At 75.7% G+C, this 19,640-nt stretch carries 12 protein-coding genes and 1 pseudogene; 3 read left to right on the plus strand and 10 right to left on the minus strand.

The genetic code is table 11. The features are described from left to right. Positions 1–153: 153 nt before the first annotated feature. Together lysA and ACFQ6N_RS19265 are read right to left on the minus strand one after the other, a co-directional pair. The gene (gene lysA / locus ACFQ6N_RS19260) at positions 154–1,539 is read right to left on the minus strand and encodes a diaminopimelate decarboxylase (protein WP_380650308.1); all 1,386 of its coding nucleotides are present in this window, start codon (positions 1,537–1,539) and stop codon (positions 154–156) included. Between the two features lie 80 nt (positions 1,540–1,619). After that, positions 1,620–1,802 carry a hypothetical protein gene (locus ACFQ6N_RS19265; RefSeq protein ID WP_380650309.1) on the minus strand — a complete coding sequence of 61 codons (183 nt, stop codon included), beginning with the start codon at positions 1,800–1,802 and terminating at the stop codon, positions 1,620–1,622. 378 nt (positions 1,803–2,180) lie between these two features. On the opposite strand from ACFQ6N_RS19265, the gene kdpB reads away from it, so the two are divergent. The 3 genes from kdpB to ACFQ6N_RS19280 all read left to right on the plus strand — a co-directional run bounded on the left by kdpB (position 2,181) and on the right by ACFQ6N_RS19280 (position 6,060). Continuing rightward, positions 2,181–4,361, plus strand: a complete 2,181-nt coding sequence (gene kdpB, locus ACFQ6N_RS19270) for a potassium-transporting ATPase subunit KdpB (protein ID WP_380650310.1) — start codon at positions 2,181–2,183, stop codon at positions 4,359–4,361. A gap of 254 nt (positions 4,362–4,615) precedes the next feature. Continuing rightward, positions 4,616–5,101, plus strand: a complete 486-nt coding sequence (locus ACFQ6N_RS19275; protein ID WP_380650311.1) for a universal stress protein — start codon at positions 4,616–4,618, stop codon at positions 5,099–5,101. A 494-nt stretch (positions 5,102–5,595) separates the two neighbouring features. After that, the gene (locus ACFQ6N_RS19280; protein ID WP_380650312.1) at positions 5,596–6,060 is read left to right on the plus strand and encodes a hypothetical protein; all 465 of its coding nucleotides are present in this window, start codon (positions 5,596–5,598) and stop codon (positions 6,058–6,060) included. Between the two features lie 81 nt (positions 6,061–6,141). Here the strand turns inward: ACFQ6N_RS19280 and ACFQ6N_RS19285 are convergent, their stop codons facing one another. The 8 genes and pseudogenes from ACFQ6N_RS19285 to ACFQ6N_RS19320 form a co-directional block, all read right to left on the minus strand. After that, positions 6,142–6,768 carry a hypothetical protein gene (locus tag ACFQ6N_RS19285; RefSeq protein ID WP_380650313.1) on the minus strand — a complete coding sequence of 209 codons (627 nt, stop codon included), beginning with the start codon at positions 6,766–6,768 and terminating at the stop codon, positions 6,142–6,144. Positions 6,769–6,859: 91 nt separating this feature from the next. Then, a complete protein-coding gene (locus ACFQ6N_RS19290) occupies positions 6,860–10,711 on the minus strand; it encodes an ATP-binding protein (protein WP_380650314.1) in 3,852 nt (1,283 codons plus the stop codon). Between the two features lie 49 nt (positions 10,712–10,760). Further along, positions 10,761–11,219 (minus strand): hypothetical protein, encoded by a 459-nt coding sequence (locus ACFQ6N_RS19295; RefSeq protein WP_380650315.1) that lies wholly within the window; start codon positions 11,217–11,219, stop codon positions 10,761–10,763. A gap of 146 nt (positions 11,220–11,365) precedes the next feature. Then, entirely contained in the window at positions 11,366–12,775 is a 1,410-nt protein-coding gene (locus ACFQ6N_RS19300) for a nitrate/nitrite transporter (RefSeq protein ID WP_380650316.1), read from the minus strand. After that, positions 12,772–13,185 (minus strand): nitrite reductase (NAD(P)H) small subunit, encoded by a 414-nt coding sequence (locus tag ACFQ6N_RS19305; RefSeq protein ID WP_380650317.1) that lies wholly within the window; start codon positions 13,183–13,185, stop codon positions 12,772–12,774. Before ACFQ6N_RS19305 ends, ACFQ6N_RS19300 begins: the two co-directional genes overlap by 4 nt. Next, positions 13,182–15,803: a nitrite reductase large subunit NirB gene (nirB, locus tag ACFQ6N_RS19310; protein ID WP_380650368.1), complete on the minus strand. Its 2,622-nt coding sequence runs from the start codon at positions 15,801–15,803 to the stop codon at positions 13,182–13,184. Before nirB ends, ACFQ6N_RS19305 begins: the two co-directional genes overlap by 4 nt. Before the next feature lie 149 nt (positions 15,804–15,952). Further along, on the minus strand, positions 15,953–17,362 hold the full coding sequence (locus ACFQ6N_RS19315; RefSeq protein ID WP_380650318.1) for an NAD(P)/FAD-dependent oxidoreductase: 1,410 nt from the start codon (positions 17,360–17,362) through the stop codon (positions 15,953–15,955). After that, a pseudogene (locus ACFQ6N_RS19320) lies at positions 17,359–19,573 on the minus strand (molybdopterin oxidoreductase family protein). Before ACFQ6N_RS19320 ends, ACFQ6N_RS19315 begins: the two are co-directional and overlap by 4 nt. Positions 19,574–19,640: the final 67 nt, after the last annotated feature.

Raw genomic sequence — 19,640 nt, forward strand, 5'->3', positions numbered from 1 at the left:
GGGTGTCGGTCCGGGCCCCCGGGCCCTGGCTCCACCCGGGGCCCCCCCCCCCGCCGCACCGCGGCCCCCCGGCCCGCGGGGCACGCCGCCCCGCCCCCCCTCCCGCGCGGCGCCGCCCGGCTAACGCCCGACCGCCGCCCGGCCACCGCCCGGCTAGCGCCCGACCTCCCGCAGTCGGAAGTCCTCCACCGTCTCCCGCCGGATCAGCAGCCGGGCCCGGCCGTTGCGCACCGCGGCCACCGCCGGACGGCCGACCAGGTTGTAGCCGGAGGCCATCGACAGCTGGTAGGCACCGGCCGCGGGGACCGCCAGCAGGTCCCCCGGCCGCACGTCGGCGGGCAGCACGGCGTCGCGCACCAGCACGTCACCGGCCTCGCAGTGGCGGCCGACCACGTCCACCGCCGCCTCGCCCGCCTCCGAACGACGGCCGACCAGCCGCACCGCGTACGGCGACCCGTACAGCGCGGGGCGCGGGTTGTCGCTCATCCCGCCGTCCACCGCCACGAAGCAGCGGCCGTCGGACCCGTGCTTCACCGACAGCACCCGGTACACCGCCACCGCGGCCGGCCCGGCCAGCGCCCGCCCCGGCTCCACCACCAGCCGGGGCACCTCCAGACCGGCCTCGGCGCAGCGCACCGCCAGCCGGTCGGTCACCCGGACGGCGAAGTCGGCGAGGTCCAACTCGGCGTCCCCGGGCAGGTACCGGATGCCGTGGCCGCCACCGAGGTCCAGCTCGGGCAGTTCCACGCCGTGCCGCTCGCGCACCTCGGCGAGCAGCCGCACCAGCGCGTCCACCGCCAGCAGGTACGGCTCCGCCTCGGTGATCTGCGAGCCCAGGTGGCAGTGCAGGCCGACGAGTTCGAGCCCGGGCTGGTCCAGCACCCGGGCGATCGCGTCCGCCGCGTCACCGCCCTCGATCGGGAAGCCGAACTTCTGGCCGCCGACCCCGGTGCGCACCGCCGCGTGGTGCCCGGCCGCGATCCCCGGCAGGACCCGGACCAGCACCTTCTGCGGCGCGTCGGCGGCCACCAGCGCGGCCAGCCGGGCGATCTCCGCCGGACCGTCGATGACGATCCGCCCCACCCGCAGCCGACGGGCCAGCCGCAGGTCCTCCGGGGACTTCGCGTTGCCGTGCAGCAGGATCCGCTGCGGCGGGAAGCCCGCCGAGACCGCCAGCCACAGCTCGCCCGCCGAGCAGACATCCAGCCCCAGGCCCTCCTCCGCCACCCAGTCGGCCATCGCGCTGCACAGGAAGGCCTTGGCCGCGTACAGCACGTCGGCGTGCGGCAGCGCCCGCCGGTACGCCCGTGCGCGGGTCCGGACCTCGCCCTCGTCCAGCACGTACAGCGGGGTGCCGAACCGCTCGGCGGCCTCGGCCAGCCCGACCCCGCCGACCAGCACCTCGCCGCCCCGGCCCGGTCGCGCCGAACCCGGCCAGGGGCCGCCGAGCGCGTCGGCGGCGGCAACGGAAGCGGGCGCGCCGGGCGCGGCGGGGGCGGGCGCGGGGGCGGGGAGGGACGGGGCGGTGAGCTGGGTCATGGCGGCTTCTCCTACGAGCACGGGAAACACGGGGCGCACTGCGGGTCCGGCGGGGACGGCGGCGGTTCGGTCCGCTCGGTTCAGTCCTCGAAGTGCATCGCGAAGCGGCAGTGCGCCGGGCGGGTGCGGACGCGGTCACGCTCGGCCGCGGCCGGGGCCGGATCCGGCGGCTCGGGGCGGTCCTGGCGGCCGGTGGCGGGCACCAGGCGGACGGTGCGCCCCAGCGGCTCGTCGACATCGATCAGGGCGGTGGCGGTGGTCATGGCGGGGTCCCTTCGACGGGCGGCCGGTGCGTCCGGCCCCTTCCAGTGGAGACCCTCCGCACACCGACCGCACCGCTCCTTGACGCAGGACCTACGCCGTCGCCGCCGACCTTGACGCTCCCCTGACATCCCGGCGCACGATCCCCGTACAGCCGCCTCCCGGCCGCCGCCCGACCGGTCGCACACCCGTACGCACGCAACGGACGCCCGTTCGCATCCGATGTCAGGGAACCGTCAAGGACGCCGGGGTCCCCGCCAATCCTGCGTCAAGAGCGGCATGGCACCCGCCGATCCGGTGGTGGGCTGTCGGCCGTCCCCGTCGCCCCCCGAGTCCGCCGCCCCGCCGCTTCGGGGCGGCCCGGAAGGTCCCCCGAGACGATGCGCCGTTCGGCTCTCACCACCCCGGACACCCGCTCCGACCAGCAGAACTGGTTCCGCCGCCCGGCTCCGGCCGCCGCACCCGAACCGCCGCCGAGCCACCGGCCCACGCAGCCGGGAGCCCGCCGCACGCTGATCACCCGACAGCAACTGGCCGAGGCGCTGCCCGCCGCCGTCCGCAAGCTCCACCCGCGCGTCATGATGCGCAACCCGGTGATGCTGGTGGTGGAGACCGGCTCCGCGCTGACCACCATCAGCGCGGTGGTCCACCCGGGCGTCTTCGCCTGGGTGATCTCGTTCTGGCTCTGGCTGACCGTGCTGTTCGCCAACCTCGCCGAGGCCGTCGCGGAGAGCCGCGGCAAGGCGCAGGCCGACTCGCTGCGCCGGGCCCAGGCGGGCACGACCGCGCGCCGGCTGCTGCACTGGCGGGTCGGCACCCGCGACCACCGCCACGAGGTGATCCCCGCCGAACAGCTGATGCTGCACGACATCGTGCTGGTGTCGGCGGGCGAGGTGGTCCCGCAGGACGGCGAGGTCGTCGAGGGCGTGGCGAGCGTGGACGAGTCGGCGATCACCGGCGAGTCCGCGCCGGTCATCCGCGAGTCCGGCGGCGACCGCACCGGCGTCACCGGCGGCACCAGGGTCCTCTCCGACCACCTGGTGGTCCGGGTCACCTCGCGGCCCGGGCAGAGCTTCGTCGACCGGATGATCGCCCTGGTCGAGGGCGCCGACCGGCAGAAGACGCCGAACGAGATCGCGCTGAACATCCTGCTCGCCTCGCTGACCATCGTCTTCCTGCTCTCGGTGGTCTCGCTCCAGCCGATGGCCATCTACGCCGGCGCGCCGCAGACCACCATCGTGCTGGTCGCGCTGATGGTCGCGCTCATCCCGACCACCATCGGCGCGCTGCTCTCCGCGATCGGCATCGCCGGGATGGACCGGCTGGTCCAGCGCAACGTGGTGGCGCTCTCCGGCCGGGCGGTGGAGGCCGCCGGGGACGTCGACGTGCTGCTGCTCGACAAGACCGGCACCATCACCCACGGCAACCGCCGGGCCGTGGCGCTGCACCCGCTGCCCGGCGCGACGACCGAACAGCTCGCCGAGGCAGCCCAGTTGGCCTCCGTCGCCGACGGGACGCCGGAGGGCCGCTCACTGGTCGAGCTGACCAACCGCCAGTACTGGGTGCCGCCGCGCTCCCCCGGCGAACTGGGCGAGCAGCGGCCCGTCCCGTTCACCGCGCACAGCCGGATGAGCGGCGTCGACCTGCGCTGGTCCGACGGCACCGGCTGCCTGATCCGCAAGGGCGCGGCGGCGGCCGTCGCCCGCTGGGTGACGGACTCCGGCGGCCGGCTGCCGGCGGAGGCCGGGCCGCTGGTGGACCGGATCGCCGAGGCCGGCGGCACCCCGCTGCTGGTCGCCGTCCACGACCGGCACGGCGCCCGGGCGCTCGGCGTGGTCGAGCTCAAGGACGTGGTCAAGGAGGGCATCGCCGAGCGCTTCGCCGAGCTGCGCCGGATGGGCATCCGCACGGTCATGGTCACCGGCGACAACCCGCTGACCGCCCGGGCGATCGCGGAGGAGGCCGGGGTGGACGACTTCCTCGCCGAGGCCACCCCCGAGGACAAGCTCGCCCACCTCAGGCGCGAGCAGGCCGCCGGGAACATGGTCGCGATGACCGGCGACGGCACCAACGACGCCCCCGCGCTCGCCCAGGCCGACGTCGGCGTCGCGATGAACTCCGGCACCCCGGCCGCCAAGGAGGCCGGCAACATGGTCGACCTCGACTCCAACCCGGCGAAGCTCATCGACATCATCCGGGTCGGCAAGCAACTCCTGATCACCCGGGGCGCGTTGACCACCTTCTCGATCACCAACGACGTGGCCAAGTTCTTCGCGATCATCCCCGCGATGTTCTCGACCGCCTACCCCGGGCTGCACGACCTCAACATCATGGAACTGCACAGCCCCACCTCGGCGATCGCCTCCGCGATCATCTTCAACGCGCTGATCATCGTCGCCCTGATCCCGCTCGCGCTGCGCGGCGTCCGCTACCAGCCCGCCTCCGCGACCCACCTGCTCCGGCGCAACCTGCGGGTGTACGGGCTCGGCGGGCTGGTGCTGCCCTTCCTCGGCATCAAGGCGATCGACCTGCTGATCCAGTTCGTGCCGGGGCTCGGTTGACACCCGCCCGCCTGGCCGTACGCCGAGCCCGCCCACCCGCCTGCCCGCCCACCCGCCTGGCCGTACGCCCGCCCGTACGCCTGTCAGAAGGCCGTCAAGACGGGTACCACCGGCGTCATGGTGGTGTCAGGGCCGGTACGGAGGAGGAGGTTCCGGGGTTCACTTGAGTCATCCGAAGCAAGGAGTACCGACCCGGCGAACCCCACCGGACAACCCCATCCGGAGCGGATCCGGAGAGACGGAGGCGAACGGCCATGACCGGGACCACGCGAGTGATCGTCGGCCTGAGCGGATCACTGAGCAGTCTGGCCGCCCTCTACCACGCCGTCGGCGAGGCGGCCCGGCACGAGGCACTGCTGGTGCCCGTCGCCGCGTGGACCGCCAACGAGCGGGACGGACTGCGCCCACTCTCCGAACTGGAGCACGCCGCCCGCCGCCGCCTCGACATCGCCTTCGAGCAGGCCTACGGCGGCTACCCCTCCGGCCTCGTCATCCACCCGCTGGTGGTCAACTCCGACCCCGGGCCCGCCCTGCTCGGCGCCGTCACCGGCCCGGACGACCTGCTGGTGCTCGGCGCCGCCACCCGCCGCCGCTTCGACCGGCTGCGCCACGGCTCGGTCGCCCGCCACTGCCGCCACCGGGCCGGCTGCCGGGTCGTCGAGGTCTCGCCCTCCGCGCTCCTCACCCGCCTCGAACTGCCCGCCCGCACCGGCGCACCGCTGCCGCTGCTGGCCCGCTGACACCCGGCCCGCCGGCACCCGCCCCCTGCTCCGCAGCGCCCCGCCCCGCTCCCCGCACCACGGCACCCGCCGTGGCCCGGGAGCGCGGCGGGGCGCTGCCGTTGCCGCCAGCACAAACGGAACTCCGTACTCAGAGTATCCGGGCCGACACGGCCCGACACGTTCCCGAACAGTCGGGTTCCACAACTTCGACAGAGCTGTCGAAGCAGGCATGCCCGGGCTATGCTGACCCGAGGTCCCCCGTAGAACTCCACGCCCCGTCGATGACCGCGCCGCAACGGCGCTCCCGACCGGAAGGAGGCGAGACCATCACCCCAGGCTGACGGCCAACCCGCCTCTCGCGCAAGTCATCTGACGGTACGTCAACTCAGATCCCGCGCTTCACCACCAGGCCCGTCAGGGCGTGCCCCGGGCCGCCCGCCGCCGTTGTACGGAAGGTGAATCGCCGCGCCCGCCCGAACGCCCCGGTCACCCTGCCGAGGAAGAGGTTCCGCATGACGACGTCCCGGCTCTATCCGCGCCCAGGCGAAGCAGCGGTGCTCCTCACCGTGCTCGGCCTGCTCGTCCTGGAGGAGATCGCCCTGGGAATGGCCGAGGAGGAGGACCGTCCGGTCATCGGCGGCATCCTGATCGGCGCCTCCGGCACCGGCCTGCTCGTCGTCGGCGCCGTCCTCCTCAGCCGCTGGCTGGACGCCCGCCGCCCGCTGCCGCTCCCGCCGGTCGGCCCCAACGGCCGCGAGTACAGCGCCCGCGCCCTCGAAGGCTTCCCGATGGAGGCCGTCCGCCCCCTGCTGCTCGCCGAGAACGCGCCCCAGCTCGGGCAGTTGTACTCCGCCTGGATGCTCGCCCGCTCCGGCCGCCCGGCCCCCTGGATCGCCCGCCGGCTCGGCATCCCGCTCGACGCCGCCCACCTGCTGGTCGAGGCCGCCCGCTCCCCCGGGCTCGACCGCTACCGCTGAGGCCGCCCCACTGCGCCGCCGCCCTGCTGCCCTGCTGCCCCGCCTTCCCGCCGCCCCGCCGCGCCGCCGCCCGGCAGTGGGTCAACGCCGCTGACCCGGCGCCGAGTTCGCCTGCGCCACCAGGTACGGCAGCAGCCCGCGCTCCGCCAGCGCCGCCCGCCAGGCACCCCGGGCCCGCACCAACTCGCCCGGCCCTTCCGACACTTCACCCACGGCCGGCTCCTTCGACCGGGCCGCCGACCCCAGCAGGCCCAGCCCGCCGACCACCAGACCGGCCACCGCCGCCCCGGCGGCCACCCACCCGGCGACCATCAGCGCGTGGGCCGGCACCTCCAGGTCCCCTGCCAGCCCCAGGACGGACCCGAGCACCAGGAGGATCACCGCCGCCGCTCCCGCGACGATCGGCACGATCACCCCCAGCACCCCCCACCACCCCGACGCCCGCTCCCGGGCCGGCACGTCCACAGGCAGCCGCGCCACGGCGTCCGCGTCCGCCCGCAGCGCCGCGTACCGCTCGTACTCCGGCGCGGCTGCGGCCAGCACGAACTCCGCGTTCTCCCGGGCCGTCCGGCGCAGCCGGTCCACGCCGCGCGCCTCGTCCCCGGCGTCCCGCAGCGCCGCCCGTACCTGCGGCGCGGCCAGCGCCCGCCCGAGTTCGGTCTCGAAGTCGGCCCGATCCTGCTGCGGCAGTCGAAGCGGCCTGTCCATGCTGTCCCCGTTTCACCCGGTCACCTAGTTCTACAGAACTGTAGAACAACGGCGCGGGTTGCAGCAGCCCTGTTCACGGGTGATTCGGTGCTCAGGACGGCCCGGCCATCGGCACCCGGGCCAGCGCGGCCCGGATCGTCTCCGCCGTGTCCGACACGTCGACACCCCACTGCCCGAACCACGACAGGATGCGCGTGACGGGGTGCCCGGTCCGCTGCGACGTCTCCACCAACTCGACCAGCGAGGGCTTGCCCGACCTGCTCAGCGCCGAGTCGGGCAGCAGGTGGCCCCGGAAGAGCTGCATCGCCTCGTGCAGCGTGAGCCCCTCCGGCAGGTCGTCGCACGAGGTCGGGATACCCCGGCTGTGCAGGTGGCGGGCGAGCTCCCCGGGACTGCTGCTCAGCGAGGCGGACGCCACGATCAGCCGGTCGAACGGCACCCGTTCCCCGACGACCAGGTGGCGCCAGTCCAGCGGGCCGTCGTGGGTGAACAGCGCCCGGTCCAGCCGGGTCGGCTCGGCCGGCCACTCGATCGGGAGGCGGACCCCGAGGGCCCGGTACCGCTCCACCACCGCGCCGGGGCTCACGTCCATCGACTCCGCGAGGTCGAACAACTCGCTGAAGGCCACAGCCTCGTGCTCCCCCGGCCCGCCCTCCGGCTCCGTCCGGAAGCCGATCCCGCGGAGCGTGTCGACCACCTCGGCGGTCTCCAGGTCCAGCGTCGCCCCGGCCCGGATCAGATGCGTCGCCGACACCGGCTCCGAGCGCCGGAGCCAGGGGCCGAAGCCGTCGAGCTGCCGGCTGAGCAGGATGACCAGGTCCCCCGGGGGCAGGTCCGGCAGACCGGTCGGATCGGCGCTGAACCCGTGCCTGCGCAGGTCCTCGCAGACCCGCGGAACGGACCGCTCCAGCAGCCGGCTCGCATGGGCCAGGTACCCGGGCTCGACGTCCGGGTCCGGCAGCAGCCGGCCGAACCGCCGGGGCGAGGAACGCCAGAGGAAGACCGGGTCGGACTCGATCACCAGGGCCGCCTCCAGCGCCTCGGCCGGGACCTCCCGACCCTTCTCGGACATCGACGCGGCCGCCCCGGCGATCGACCCGTCCCGGATCTCGGCCTCGCTCAGCAGCTCCCGGACCGTCACCGGCCCGGCGTCGTCCGGGGTGATCCACGCCATCACCTCGTGCCGGGGGAAGACATGGAGCTCCGCGGCCCGCCGCCGGGCCTCCTCGACGGTGACGGCGAGCTCCCGGGCGATCTGGTCCGGCGCCTGGTCGTCCTTCACCAGGCTGACCCACTCCCAGGGCGCCCCGGGGCGCGCCCGGGTCGCCAGCACGGCGATGTCGGAGGGCAGCGCCGCCCGGACCGGGCCCCGGCGCGGGAGTTCCGGGCAGAGCCGGCCCAGGTCGGCCAGCAGTTCGCCGGGCCCGTGGGCCATCAGGCGCCAGAGCAGGACGTGGTCCGGCAGGCCGAACACCTTGCGCTCGAACCCCGACGGACCGGCGGGGGCGTCGGCGCCGGCGCGTCCGACGGAGCCGAGGATCCGTGGGTCCTCCAGGAAGAACCCGGTCCGGCCGCTGTCGAACCCGACGCCCCCGCAGTCGTACCGGCGCTCCTGCCGGATGGCCTCGGCGGCCACCAGGTCCGCCAGGGCGAAGCTCTCCCGGGCCGCGTCGCGGACCCACTCCATGCCGAACAGCGCGGAGCCGGGCCGGACGAACTCCCGTGCGGCCTCCCGGAGGAGCCCGCCCACCGTCTCCGACACGTCGTCGATGACCCGGCGGCGGTCCAGCGACAGCCGTCCCGGCGCGAGCGGCCCGCTCAGGTTGACCACCACCCCGGCGAACCCGCCGCCCGCCTGCGCGTGCACGCCCTTGACCACGTCCGGTTCCACCAGCAGGCCGTCGACCAGCAGCGCCCCGCCGCCCGCGCACCAGATCACGTCCGCACCGGGCGGCGCGGACCGCCAGGGGTCCAGGGGCCCCTCGACCACGATCCCGAACCGCTCCCGCCAGGAGGCCTTTCCCCGGGGCCCGAGCACGCCCGGCTCCCAGACCGTCTCGCGCTCCCCGTGCCGCGCGGTGGTGCGGAACTCCGCGATGCCCAGCAGGCGTTCCAGCGCGTCCAGGCAGGACCAGGACTCGTCCAGGTCGATGTCGTCCCGCAGGTAGAGCCGGACCGTCGTGCCCGGTTCGCGTCCCTCGGGGGCGGTCTCGACGATCCGGAACAGGTGGTTGGGGCCGTGGATCGCGACCTCCAACTCCGGGCCCAGCCGGCCCTCGACGTCCATCCGGCAGGTGGTCACCCGGATCTCGTCGGCCAGCATGAAGTAGCTGAACACCCCGATGCCGAAACGGCTGTTGGGGTGGAACTCGACCGGCGGATCGGCCCGCCGCCACTTCGCGTGCTCCAGCCGGAAGTCCAGCTGCTCGGCGAAGCGGGCACCCGCGTGGGAGAAGACGCCGCGCAGTTCGGCCTCGCCCATGCCGACGCCGTTGTCCTGGCACTCCAGGTAGGCGCGGCCACTGCCGTCCACGCCCTGGCGGAACTCGATCCGGCCCTCGTAGGAGATCTCGCCCAGGCGGAAGGTCCGCGACCGGTCCAGGTACTGCACCCGCGCCCGCTGGTACCGGCAGGCGTCCAGGCCGTTCTGGTAGATCTCGCGGACGGCCAGGTCGCGGTCGCGGTAGAGCTCGACGCCCATGACCATCGACCGCATCCGGCGTTCGTCCAGGCAGAACCGGGCCCAGCCGGTGAACGCCCCGGCGGCGGGGGCGGCCCCGTCGGAGCCGAGCCGGGTCGGGAGCGAATGGCCGACCAGCTCGCGCCGGACGGCGTGCAGGAGTGCGTCGGCCCGGGTCGTGTACTCGCGCAGGCCCTCGACCACGGCCTCGTGGTGGCACTCGGCGCGCAGCACCGGCAGGTCGTACGACCCGCCCCACACCGCCTCGTCGAGTGTCCGGCGCAGCTCGGCCAGGTCGACCTGGTGCGGGATGCCGAGGTGTTCGGCGACGATGTCGGGCAGGGCGGTGGTCTCGATCGCGGTGCCGTACGCCAGCGCCAGCAGCAGCGCCAACCACCGCTCCCGGACGTGCTGTTCGCCGGGGGCGCGCAGGTGGTCGTCCGCGCTGAGACCGGCCAGGTAGTCGCGGTTGGTGACGTCGGGGCCCCGGCGGAGGCCGTGCAGCAGGGCGCGGACCCGCCGGGGCGCGAAGGTCTCGCCGAGTCCGGCGAGCGCGGGCAGCCGGTCGAGGAGTCCGCGGACGCCGTCGGGGTCGGCGAGGTCCTCGTGCTGGTCGAGCCAGCGGTGGTACAGCCACCAGCCGAGCGGGGCCGCCGCGTCGGGGCGGCTCCGGGCCCGGTGGGCGAGCAGGTCGTGGGACTCGATGAACTGCTCGTAGGCCGCCCGGTCGGCGTCGGGTGCGGCGGCGGGCCGCAGGTCGGCCGGCCGGACTCCGGACCGGGCGGCGGCCAGGCCCAGCGAGCGGACCCGGTAGAGGTACGGCAGCACGGCGAGCAGCGCCGCCTCGGCGGGGTAGAGGTCCGGCGGGTCGTCGCCGAGGAGCCAGTCGACCCGGGAGGCGAAGCGGGCCGCGATGCCCGGGTCCTGCCAGGGGTCGTCCGGCCGGTCGAGCGTGTCCCGCAGCCCGGCCAGTGCGCGGACGGCGTCGAGTGCGGCCCGCCGGTACGGCTCGGCGTCCCGGTCGGACCGCACGTGCCGCCAGGCGCGCGCGTCGGCGGCGGCCCGTACCCAGGGGTCGTCCTCGTCGGTGACCGACGGGGGCGGCGTGCCCAGGTACAGGGTCCCGATGCGGCCGGCCTGGACGGCGTTGCCGTGCACCGGGCCGTGCAGGGCGTTGTGGACGGCGCTGTCCGCCGTGCCGTCCGCCCTGCCGTTCGCCGTGTCGTCCGCCGTGCTGTCCGCCGTGTTCGCGCTGTCGGCCATGCCCTGCGCCCCTCCCCGATGCAGGGGACGAGCGTAGGGCAATCCGGGCTCAGTGCGCGGCGACCAGGGCGACCCGGCGGGCGTCGGCGGCGGCCTGCGGGCTCGCGCCGATGTTGGAGACGGTGGCGGTGAGGACCGCGTCGACGTCGGGGAGCCAGTTGACGGTCTTCGACTGGACGACGATCAGCCGCTGCTGCTGGGTGCCGTCGCAGATGATGTCGGCCTCGGCGGTCCGGCTGGAGCCGAAGGCGATGGCCGAGGAGTCCTGCGGGTCCTTCTGTTCGACCGACACGGTGAGCGAACGGGCCTCGGAGGCGACCGTACAGAGGTAGTGGACGTCGACCCGGACCCGGCTGGGCACCTTCGCGTCGATGGTGGCGTCACCGAGGGTGACGGTGGTGCCGGCCGGGGCCGGGTCGGCCGCCCGGGCGGGTGCGGCAAGGCCGACGGGACCGGTGAGGCCGGTGAGGGCCGTGGTGACGACCGCCAGGATGATCCACCGTTGCACTGCAACCTCCCTGCGCTGAGGACGTGGTGCGGCCGACGCTAACCGTCCGGCCCGGCGACCGCTCGCCGGGCCGTCGGGTCGTCATACCAACAGCCCAAACGGCCGGCAGGGCGCGCTACGACCGGTCACGGCCCACCGGCGGCCGCTCACCGACCACTCACCGGCTGCTCGCCGCCGCCCGAACCGGAGCCAGAGCCGTGGCCGGGGCCGGAGCCGGAGCCGGACCGCCGGAGCCACACCGCCCAGGTCAGCACCGAGCAGAGCAGGTACGCCCCCAGGAACCCCAGGTACGCCGCGTCCCCGGTGCGGCCGGCCAGGAAGGACTGCCGGAACGCCAGGTTCACCAGCACCCCGCCGAACGCCCCGACCGCCCCCGCGAGTCCGATCAGCGCCGCGGACCGGCGCCGGGAGTCGGCCTCGGCCGCCGACGGGTCGGCGCCGGCCGCGACGGCCGCCCCGGCGAGCGCCCGGTAGTGCGCCGGGATCATCTTGTACGTCGACCCGTTGCCGATGCCGCTGAGCACGAACAGCGCGATGAACCCGGCCAGGAACAGCGGGAACGAGCCCGTCCGCGACGCGGCCAGCACGACCGCCGTCCCGGCCCCCAGGCCGAGGAAGGTGCACAGCGTGACCACCGCCCCGCCGTGGCGGTCCGCGAGCCGCCCGCCGACCGGGCGCAGCAGCGAACCGAGCAGCGGCCCGAGGAAGGTGAGCGCCGCCGCCTTGACCGGGGTGTCGAAGCGCTCGTGGAACTGCACCTGGAGCACCTGACCGAAGGCGAAACCGAAGCCGATGAAGGAGCCGAACGTCCCGATGTACAGCGTCGATACGGCCCAGCCGTACGGATCGCGGGCCACCTCCCGCAGCGCCCGCCGCTCCCCCGGGCCCGCCTTCGCCACCGGCAGGTCGTCCATCCGCCACCAGGCCCCCGCCGCCGCGAGCACGATCAGCGGCAGGTAGAGCAGCGGCAGCAGCCGGGGGTGGGCGGCGCCGGCCGTGGCCAGCACCAGCAGCCCGAGCAGTTGCACGGCCGGCACGCCGAGGTTGCCGCCGCCCGCGTTGACGCCGAGGGCCCAGCCCTTGAGCCGGTGCGGGTAGAAGGAGTTGATGTTGGCCATCGAGGAGGCGAAGTTGCCGCCGCCCACCCCGGCCGCGCAGGCGACCGCCAGCAGCGTCCCGTACGGCACGCCGGGCTCCAGCACGAGGGCGGCCAGCCCGGTCGGGACGAGCAGCAGCAGGGCGCTGACCACCGTCCAGGTGCGTCCGCCGAAGCGGGCGACGGCGAAGGTGTACGGCAGCCGCAGCAGCGCGCCGAGTGCGGTGGGGAGGGCCGTGAGGGTGAACTTCCCCGCGGTGTCGATGTGGTACTCGGGCCCGAGGAAGAGGACGAGGACCGACCAGAGGCTCCACACCGAGAAGCCGATGTGCTCGGAGAGCACGGAGAACACCAGGTTGCGGCGGGCGATCCGGGCTCCGGCGCGCTCCCAGAACTCCTCGTCCTCCGGGTCCCAGACCGCCTGCGGGGCCGGCGTCGCGGCGTCGAGGGCGACGGTCATGCCGCGCTCCCTTCGGGGCGGACCCGCACCGGCCAGCGGCGCAGCACGGCGGGGGCGCCGTCGGGGGCGGTGTCCTCGTCCAGGCAGCGGCCGTCGGTGAGGTCGTAGACCTGTTTGTACATCGGCGAGATGAGGGTCGGCCGGTCGCCCCGGCTGCCGAGCAGGCCCCGGGAGAGGACCGGGGCGCCGCTGAACGGGTCGAGGTTGTCGACGGCGTAGAGCGTTCCGGCGCGGTCCCGGAAGAGCGCGACCTGCGCGCCTGCTCCGGGCCGTGGGCCGCCGGGCCGGACCACCGGCGCAGGCTCCGGCTCCGACTCCGCGAGCAACACCGCGACGCCGCGGCCGGGTTGCAGGTCGGCGAGGGCGCAGACGGTCTGCCAGCGGGTGCCGTCGTGGATCTGTACGGTCACGGGGTGAGCACCTCCGGTCGGGCCACGGCGACGGGCACCGGGGCGGCGAGGGTGCGGCCGGCCTCGCCGGGGCGGGCGGGGCGGATCTGGCCGCGTTCGGGGACGAAGGTCACGGCGGGGTCGGGGGTTCCGGGGGCGTTGACGAAGGAGGCGAAGCGCCGCAGCCGGTCGGGGTCGGCCAGGGTCTCGGCCCATTCGTCCCGGTAGCAGCCGATGTGATGCTCCATCAGTTCGTCGAGCTCGCCGGCGATGCCGAGCGAGTCGTCCAGCACCACGGCCCGCAGGTGGTCCAGGCCGCCGTCCAGCCGCTCCAGCCAGACCGAGGTGCGTTCCAGCCGGTCGGCGGTGCGGATGTAGAACATCAGGTAGCGGTCGATGGTGCGGATGAGCGTCTCGCGGTCGAGGTCGGCGGCGAGCAGGTCGGCATGGCGCGGGGTCATGCCGCCGTTGCCGCCGACGTAGAGGTTCCAGCCGGCCGAGGTGGCGATGATGCCGAAGTCCTTGCTCTGCGCCTCCGCGCACTCGCGGGCGCAGCCGGAGACGGCGGCCTTGAGCTTGTGCGGGGAGCGCAACCCCCGGTAGCGCAGTTCGAGTTCGATGGCGAGGGTGGTGGAGTCCTGCACGCCGAACCGGCACCAGGTCTCTCCGACGCAGGACTTCACGGTGCGCAGCGACTTGCCGTAGGCGTGCCCGGACTCGAAGCCCGCCGCAACCAACTTCTGCCAGATGACCGGGAGTTGGTCGACGGTGGCGCCGAACATGTCGATCCGCTGGCCGCCGGTGATCTTGGTGTAGAGGCCGTGGTCGCGGGCGATCTCGCCGATCGTGATCAGCCCCTCGGGGGCGATCTCGCCGCCGGGCACCCGGGGAACGACCGAGTAGGAGCCGTTGCGCTGCAGGTTGGCGAGGAAGTGGTCGTTGGAGTCCTGCAGCGCGCCCTGCTCGCCGTCCAGGATGTGGCCGTTGCCGAGGCTGGCGAGGACGGAGGCGACGGTCGGCTTGCAGACCTCGCAGCCCTCGCCGCCGCTGCCGTGCCGGGCGAGCAGCTCGGAGAAGCCCGTCACCCCCGTGACCCGGACGATCTCGTACAACTCGGCCCGGGTGTGGGCGAAGTGCTCGCACAGACCCTTGGCGGTGGAGACCCCGGCGGCCGCCAGCTCCTCGGTCACCACGGTGCCGAGCTGCTTGAGGCAGCTGCCGCAGCCGGTGCCGGCCCGGGTGCACTTCTTGACGGCGGTGACGCTGTCGCAGCCCTGGTCGCGGACGGCGGCGCGCACCGCGCCCTGGGTGACGTTGTGGCAGGAGCAGAGCACCGCGTCGTCGGGCAGCGCGACCGGTCCGGCGGAGGCGAACCCGGCCGGCAGGACCAGCTGTTCGGGCGGCACGGCCAGCGGCTTCGCGCCGACGGCGAGCGGGCGCAGGGCGCCGTAGCCCTCGGTGTCGCCGACCAGTACGCCGCCGAGCAGCGCGCCGTCGGCGCCGATGACGAGCTTGCGGTAGACGCCGCTGCGGCTGTCACTGTAGAGCACGTCCAGGGCGCCCTCGGCGGTGCCGTGCGGGTCGCCGAAGCTGGCGACGTCCACGCCGAGCAGCTTGAGCCTGGTGGAGGTGTCGGCGCCGGTGAAGCCCTCGCCGTCCGGGTCGGGGCCGCCGGGGACACCCGGGACACCCGAGGTGCCCGGGATGTCCGAGCTGCCTGAGACATCCGAGCTGCCGGTCGTCCGGCGGGCCAGGGTGCGTGCCGCGGTCTCGGCCATCTGGTAGCCCGGGGCGACCAGTCCGTAGACCCGGCCGTCGACGGCCTGGGCGCACTCGCCGATGGCCAGGACCGCCGGGTCGGCGGTGCGGCAGTGGGCGTCCACCTCGATGCCGCCGCGCCGGCCGACCGGCAGCCCGCACTCCCGGGCCAGCTGGTCGCGGGCGCGCACGCCGGCCGAGAACACCACCAGCTCGGCGGGCAGTTCGCGCCCGTCGGAGAGCGCGAGGCCCCGGACCCGGCCGTCCGGGCCGGTGAGCACGCCGCTCGCACCGGCGCCGGTGTGGACGGTGACGCCCAGGTCCTCGATCTTGCGGCGCAGCACCGCGCCGCCGCCGTCGTCCACCTGGACGGCCATCAGCCGGGGCGCGAACTCCACGACGTGGGTGTCCAGTCCGCCGGCCCGCAGGGCCCCGGCCGCCTCCAGCCCGAGCAGCCCGCCGCCGACGACCACGCCCGTCCGGGCGGCCGGGGCCTCGGCGCGGATGGCGTCGACGTCCTCGACGGTCCGGTAGACGTGGCAGCCGGGCGCGTCCGTGCCCGGCACCGGCGGGACGAAGGGCACCGACCCGGTGGCCAGCACCAGGGCGTCGTACCGTACTTCGGCGCCGGAGCGGGTGCGCACCAGCCGCCCCGCGCGGTCGATCGCGGTGGCCGGCTCGCCCAGCCGCAGGTCGATGCCGTGCTCGGCGAGGAAGCCGGGCGGGCAGAGCGCGAGGTCCTCGGCGGTGCTCCCGGCGAACAGGGCGCTGAGGTGGACCCGGTCGTACGCGGGCCGGGGCTCCTCGGCGAGCACGGTGACCCGCCAGGCGCGGGCGGCGGGCTGCTCGGTCCAGGCCTCCAGGAAGCGCTGGCCGACCATGCCGTGGCCGACCAGGACGAGGTCGCGGACGGGGCCGTCTGCGGGGCCGGACCCGTTGGCCGGGCCGGAGGCACGAACCGGGCCGGGGCCGCGAACAGGACCGGAGGCACGGGCGGGGCCGGGGTCCGGAACCGGGCGGGGGTCTGTGGTCAACGCGTCTCTCCTCGGGTGAGCAGGTGCAGGGGGTGGCCGGCCGGCGCGCCGCCGTCGGCGAAGGCGCCGGCCAGCGCGTCCACGGTGGCCAGGTCGCCGAGCAGGATGGCGCCGACCAGGCGGTCGCCGCGCAGGACGAGCTTCTTGTAGCTGCCGCGGGTGGCGTCGGTGAGCCGCAGCACGTCCAGGCCGGGGTCGAGGGTCTCGTCCACGGTGCCGAAGGCGGCGTACTCCAGGTCGCCGGTGCTGAGCCGGGCGCGCGGGCCGGTGCCGGGGTAGCAGGCCTCGGGCTCGGCGCCGGAGAGGCGGCGGGCGAGGACGTCGGCCTGCTCCCAGGCCGGCCCGGCCAGGCCGTGGACGGTGCCGCGGTGCTCGGCGCAGTCGCCGACGGCGTGGACGTGCGGGGCGACGCCGAGCCGGTCGTCCACCAGCACGCCGGTGCCGACGGGCAGCCCGGCGGCGTGGGCGAGCGCGGTGCGCGGGCGGGTGCCGCAGGCCAGGACGACCAGGTCGCAGTCCAGTCGGTAGCCGTTGGCGAGTTCGACGGCGCGGACCCTCCCCGGGGCTCCGGCCGGGGGGACCCCCGTGCCGCTGTGCACGGCGCGGGCGCGGTTGCCGGTGTAGCACTCGACGCCGAGCGTCCGGAGCCGCTCGCGCAGCACCGCCGCCGCCCCGGGGTCGAGTTGGCGCTCGACCAGGTGCGGCGCCTGGTGGACGATCTCGGTGCGGACGCCGAGCGCGGCCAGGGCCCGGGCGGCGCTCACCCCGAGCACCCCGCCGCCGATCACCACCGCCCGTCCGGCGCCGACGGCCTCCTCGGCCAGCCGGGTGCAGTCCTCCAGGGTGCGCAGCGTGTGCACGCCCTCGGTCAGCCCGCGCCCGTCGGCGCGGCGCAGTCCGCGGACCGGCGGCAGGACCGGGTTGGCGCCGGTGGCGAGGACCAGTTCGTCCCACTCCTCGACACCGCCGTCCGCGAGCCGCAGCGTCCGGGCCGCCGGGTCGAGCGCCACCACCTCGCAGCCGGGCCGGGCCCGCGCCCCGCCCAGCGGCAGCGCGATCGACTCCGCGTCGTAGCGCCCGGTCAGCACCTCGGCGAGCAGCACCCGGTTGTACGGGGCGCGCGGCTCGGCGCCGTACACGGTGACCGTGCCGGGCCCGCCGAGCGCGCCGTAGCGTTCGGCGAAGCGGGCGGCCGCCATCCCGCCGCCGACCACGGCGATCCGGGGGGCGTCCCGGGCCGCCGGCGGAGCCTGCGGGGCCTGCTGGGCCTGGCCGGTTGGCGCGGCCGGATCGGTCGGAGCGGCCGGATCGGTCGGCGCGGCCGGAGCGGCCGGAGCGGCCGGAGCGACCGGAGCGACCGGAGCGACCGGCAGCGCCGGGGAGGCCGACGGCACCCGGGGCGTCATCGGCCGGCCCCCGCCCGTACCGGCTCCACCCGGACGGCGCAGAGCTTGAACTCCGGCATCCGCGACACCGGGTCCAGCGCCGGGTTGGTGAGGCTGTTGGCCCGCCCCGCGCCCGCCCAGTGGAAGGGCATGAAGACGGTGTCCGGCCGGATCGCGTCGGTGATCCGCGCCGGGGCGACGGCCCAGCCGCTCGGCGAGCCGCGGGTGCAGTTCGACGTACGGGCCGGGCGCCGCCGCGTTGAGCCCGGCCACCCGCCGGGTCTGCGCGCCGCTCTGGTACTGGGCGAGCACCCGGCCGGTGGTCAGGTACAGCGGGTACGCCGCGTCCGGTTCCTCGGCGGCCGGGCGGTGGGTGACGGCGGCGAACCGGGCCCGGCCGTCCGGGGTGGCGAAGCGGTCCAGGAACAGCCGCCGGGTCCCCGGGTGGTCCTCGGCCGGGCAGGGCCAGAACACCCCGTCCTCGGCGGCGATCCGGGCGTAGCTGATGCCCGCGTAGTCGGCGTCGCCGCCGGCCGAGGCCCGCCGCAGCTCGTCGAAGGCCTGCTCGGCGCCGGTCGGGAAGCCGTCCGCCGGGAAGCCGTCCGGCACGCCGAGCCGGTCGGCCAGTTCGCGCAGCACCCACAGCTCGCTGCGGACGCCCTCCGGCGGGTCGACGGCGCGGCGGCGCAGGATCACCCGGCCCTCCAGGTTGGTGGTGGTGCCGTCCTCCTCGGCCCACTGGGTGACCGGCAGCACGACGTCCGCGAGCCGGGCCGTCTCGGAGAGCACCAGGTCGGCGACGACCAGCAGGTCCAGTGCGCGCAGCCGCTCGGTGACGTGCGCGGCGTTCGGCGCGGACACCGCCGGGTTGGAGCCGGCCAGCAGCAGCGCCCGGACGCCGTCGGGGCGGCCGAGGCCGTCCAGCAGCTCGTACGCGGACCTGCCCGGGCCGGGGATCGTCGCCGGGTCGACGCCCCACACGGCGGCGACGTGCGCCCGGGCCGCCGGGTCCTCGATCGAGCGGTAGCCCGGCAGTTGGTCGGCCTTCTGTCCGCGCTCGCGCCCGCCCTGGCCGTTGCCCTGGCCGGTCAGGCAGCCGTACCCGCTGTACGGGCGGCCCGCGTTGCCGGTGGCCAGGCAGAGGTCGATCCAGGCGCCGACGGTGTCGGTGCCTTTGCTGTGCTGCTCCGGGCCGCGCGCGGTGAGCACCATGCCGGTCGCGGCCCCGCCGAACATCCGGGCCGCCGCGCGGAGCAGGTGGACCGGGACGCCGGTGATCCGCTCCACCCGGTCCGGCCAGTGCGCCGTCGCCGACTCGCGGGCCTGCTCGAAGCCGGTGGTGCGCCGGGCGACGAACTCCTCGTCCACCAGGCCGTCGGCGACCACCAGGTGGAGCAGGCCGAGGGCCAGCGCCAGGTCCCCGCCCGGGCGGGGCTGGAGGTGCAGGTCGGCCAGTTCGGCGGTGCGGGTGCGGCGCGGGTCGACCACGATCAGTTTCCCGCCGTTCTCCCGCAGTTCGCGCAGGTAGCGGACGGCGGGCGGCATCGTCTCGGCGGGGTTGGCACCGACCAGCACCAGGCAGCCGGTGTGCGGGACGTCGGCGAGCGGGAACGGCAGCCCGCGGTCCAGGCCGAAGGCCCGCCGGTGCGCGGCCGCCGCCGAGGACATGCAGAACCGGCCGTTGTAGTCGATGTTGGCGGTGCGCAGCACCACCCGGGCGAACTTGCCCAGCAGGTAGGCCTTCTCGTTGGTCAGTCCGCCGCCGCCGAACACGCCCACCGCGTCCGGCCCGTACTCGGCCCGCACCCGGGCCAGCCCGCCGGCCACCCGGTCCAGGGCCTCCGGCCAGCCGGCCGAGCGCAGCGGACCGCCCGGACGGTCGCGCAGCAGCGGACCGGTCAGCCGGACGTCCCGGGCCAGCAGCGCGGGCGCCGAACGGCCCTTGCCGCAGAGCGCGCCGAGGTTCACCGGGAAGTCCGGGCGCTCCAGCACCTCGACCGGCCACGCCGGGCCCACCGGGTCGGCCAGGTCGGCCAGGCCCACCGGGCCCGCCTGTCCTGCCTGTCCTGCCTGCCCCGTCTGCCCCGCCTGCCCTGCCTGCCCCGCCTGCCCGGAGGCGGGGCCCGGGCCCGGCGCCAGCCGCATGCCGCACTGCAGCGAGCAGTACGGGCAGTGCGTGTCGGTGGCGGCCGCGGTGGCCGGGGCGGCGGCGTTCGGGCTGGTCGGCGTCATGCCGAGAAAGGTCGCCGCCCGCTGTTTCGCGACCGGGTCGCCGGTGTTGCGGGCGCGGTACGCCTCG

It is taken from the genome of Kitasatospora sp. NPDC056446, assembly GCF_042796115.1.
Lineage (GTDB): Bacteria > Actinomycetota > Actinomycetes > Streptomycetales > Streptomycetaceae > Kitasatospora.

Excerpts from the sequence above, each read along its gene's own strand:
- ACFQ6N_RS19315 (WP_380650318.1), bottom strand. The coding sequence starts at position 17,362 with ATGACGCCCCGGGTGCCGTCGGCCTCCCCGGCGCTGCCGGTCGCTCCG.
- lysA (WP_380650308.1), bottom strand. The coding sequence starts at position 1,539 with ATGACCCAGCTCACCGCCCCGTCCCTCCCCGCCCCCGCGCCCGCCCCC.
- ACFQ6N_RS19285 (WP_380650313.1), bottom strand. The coding sequence starts at position 6,768 with ATGGACAGGCCGCTTCGACTGCCGCAGCAGGATCGGGCCGACTTCGAG.
- kdpB (WP_380650310.1), top strand. The coding sequence starts at position 2,181 with ATGCGCCGTTCGGCTCTCACCACCCCGGACACCCGCTCCGACCAGCAG.
- ACFQ6N_RS19300 (WP_380650316.1), bottom strand. The coding sequence starts at position 12,775 with ATGACCGTCGCCCTCGACGCCGCGACGCCGGCCCCGCAGGCGGTCTGG.
- ACFQ6N_RS19265 (WP_380650309.1), bottom strand. The coding sequence starts at position 1,802 with ATGACCACCGCCACCGCCCTGATCGATGTCGACGAGCCGCTGGGGCGC.
- nirB (WP_380650368.1), bottom strand. The coding sequence starts at position 15,803 with ATGGTCGGCCAGCGCTTCCTGGAGGCCTGGACCGAGCAGCCCGCCGCC.
- ACFQ6N_RS19280 (WP_380650312.1), top strand. The coding sequence starts at position 5,596 with ATGACGACGTCCCGGCTCTATCCGCGCCCAGGCGAAGCAGCGGTGCTC.
- ACFQ6N_RS19275 (WP_380650311.1), top strand. The coding sequence starts at position 4,616 with ATGACCGGGACCACGCGAGTGATCGTCGGCCTGAGCGGATCACTGAGC.
- ACFQ6N_RS19290 (WP_380650314.1), bottom strand. The coding sequence starts at position 10,711 with ATGGCCGACAGCGCGAACACGGCGGACAGCACGGCGGACGACACGGCG.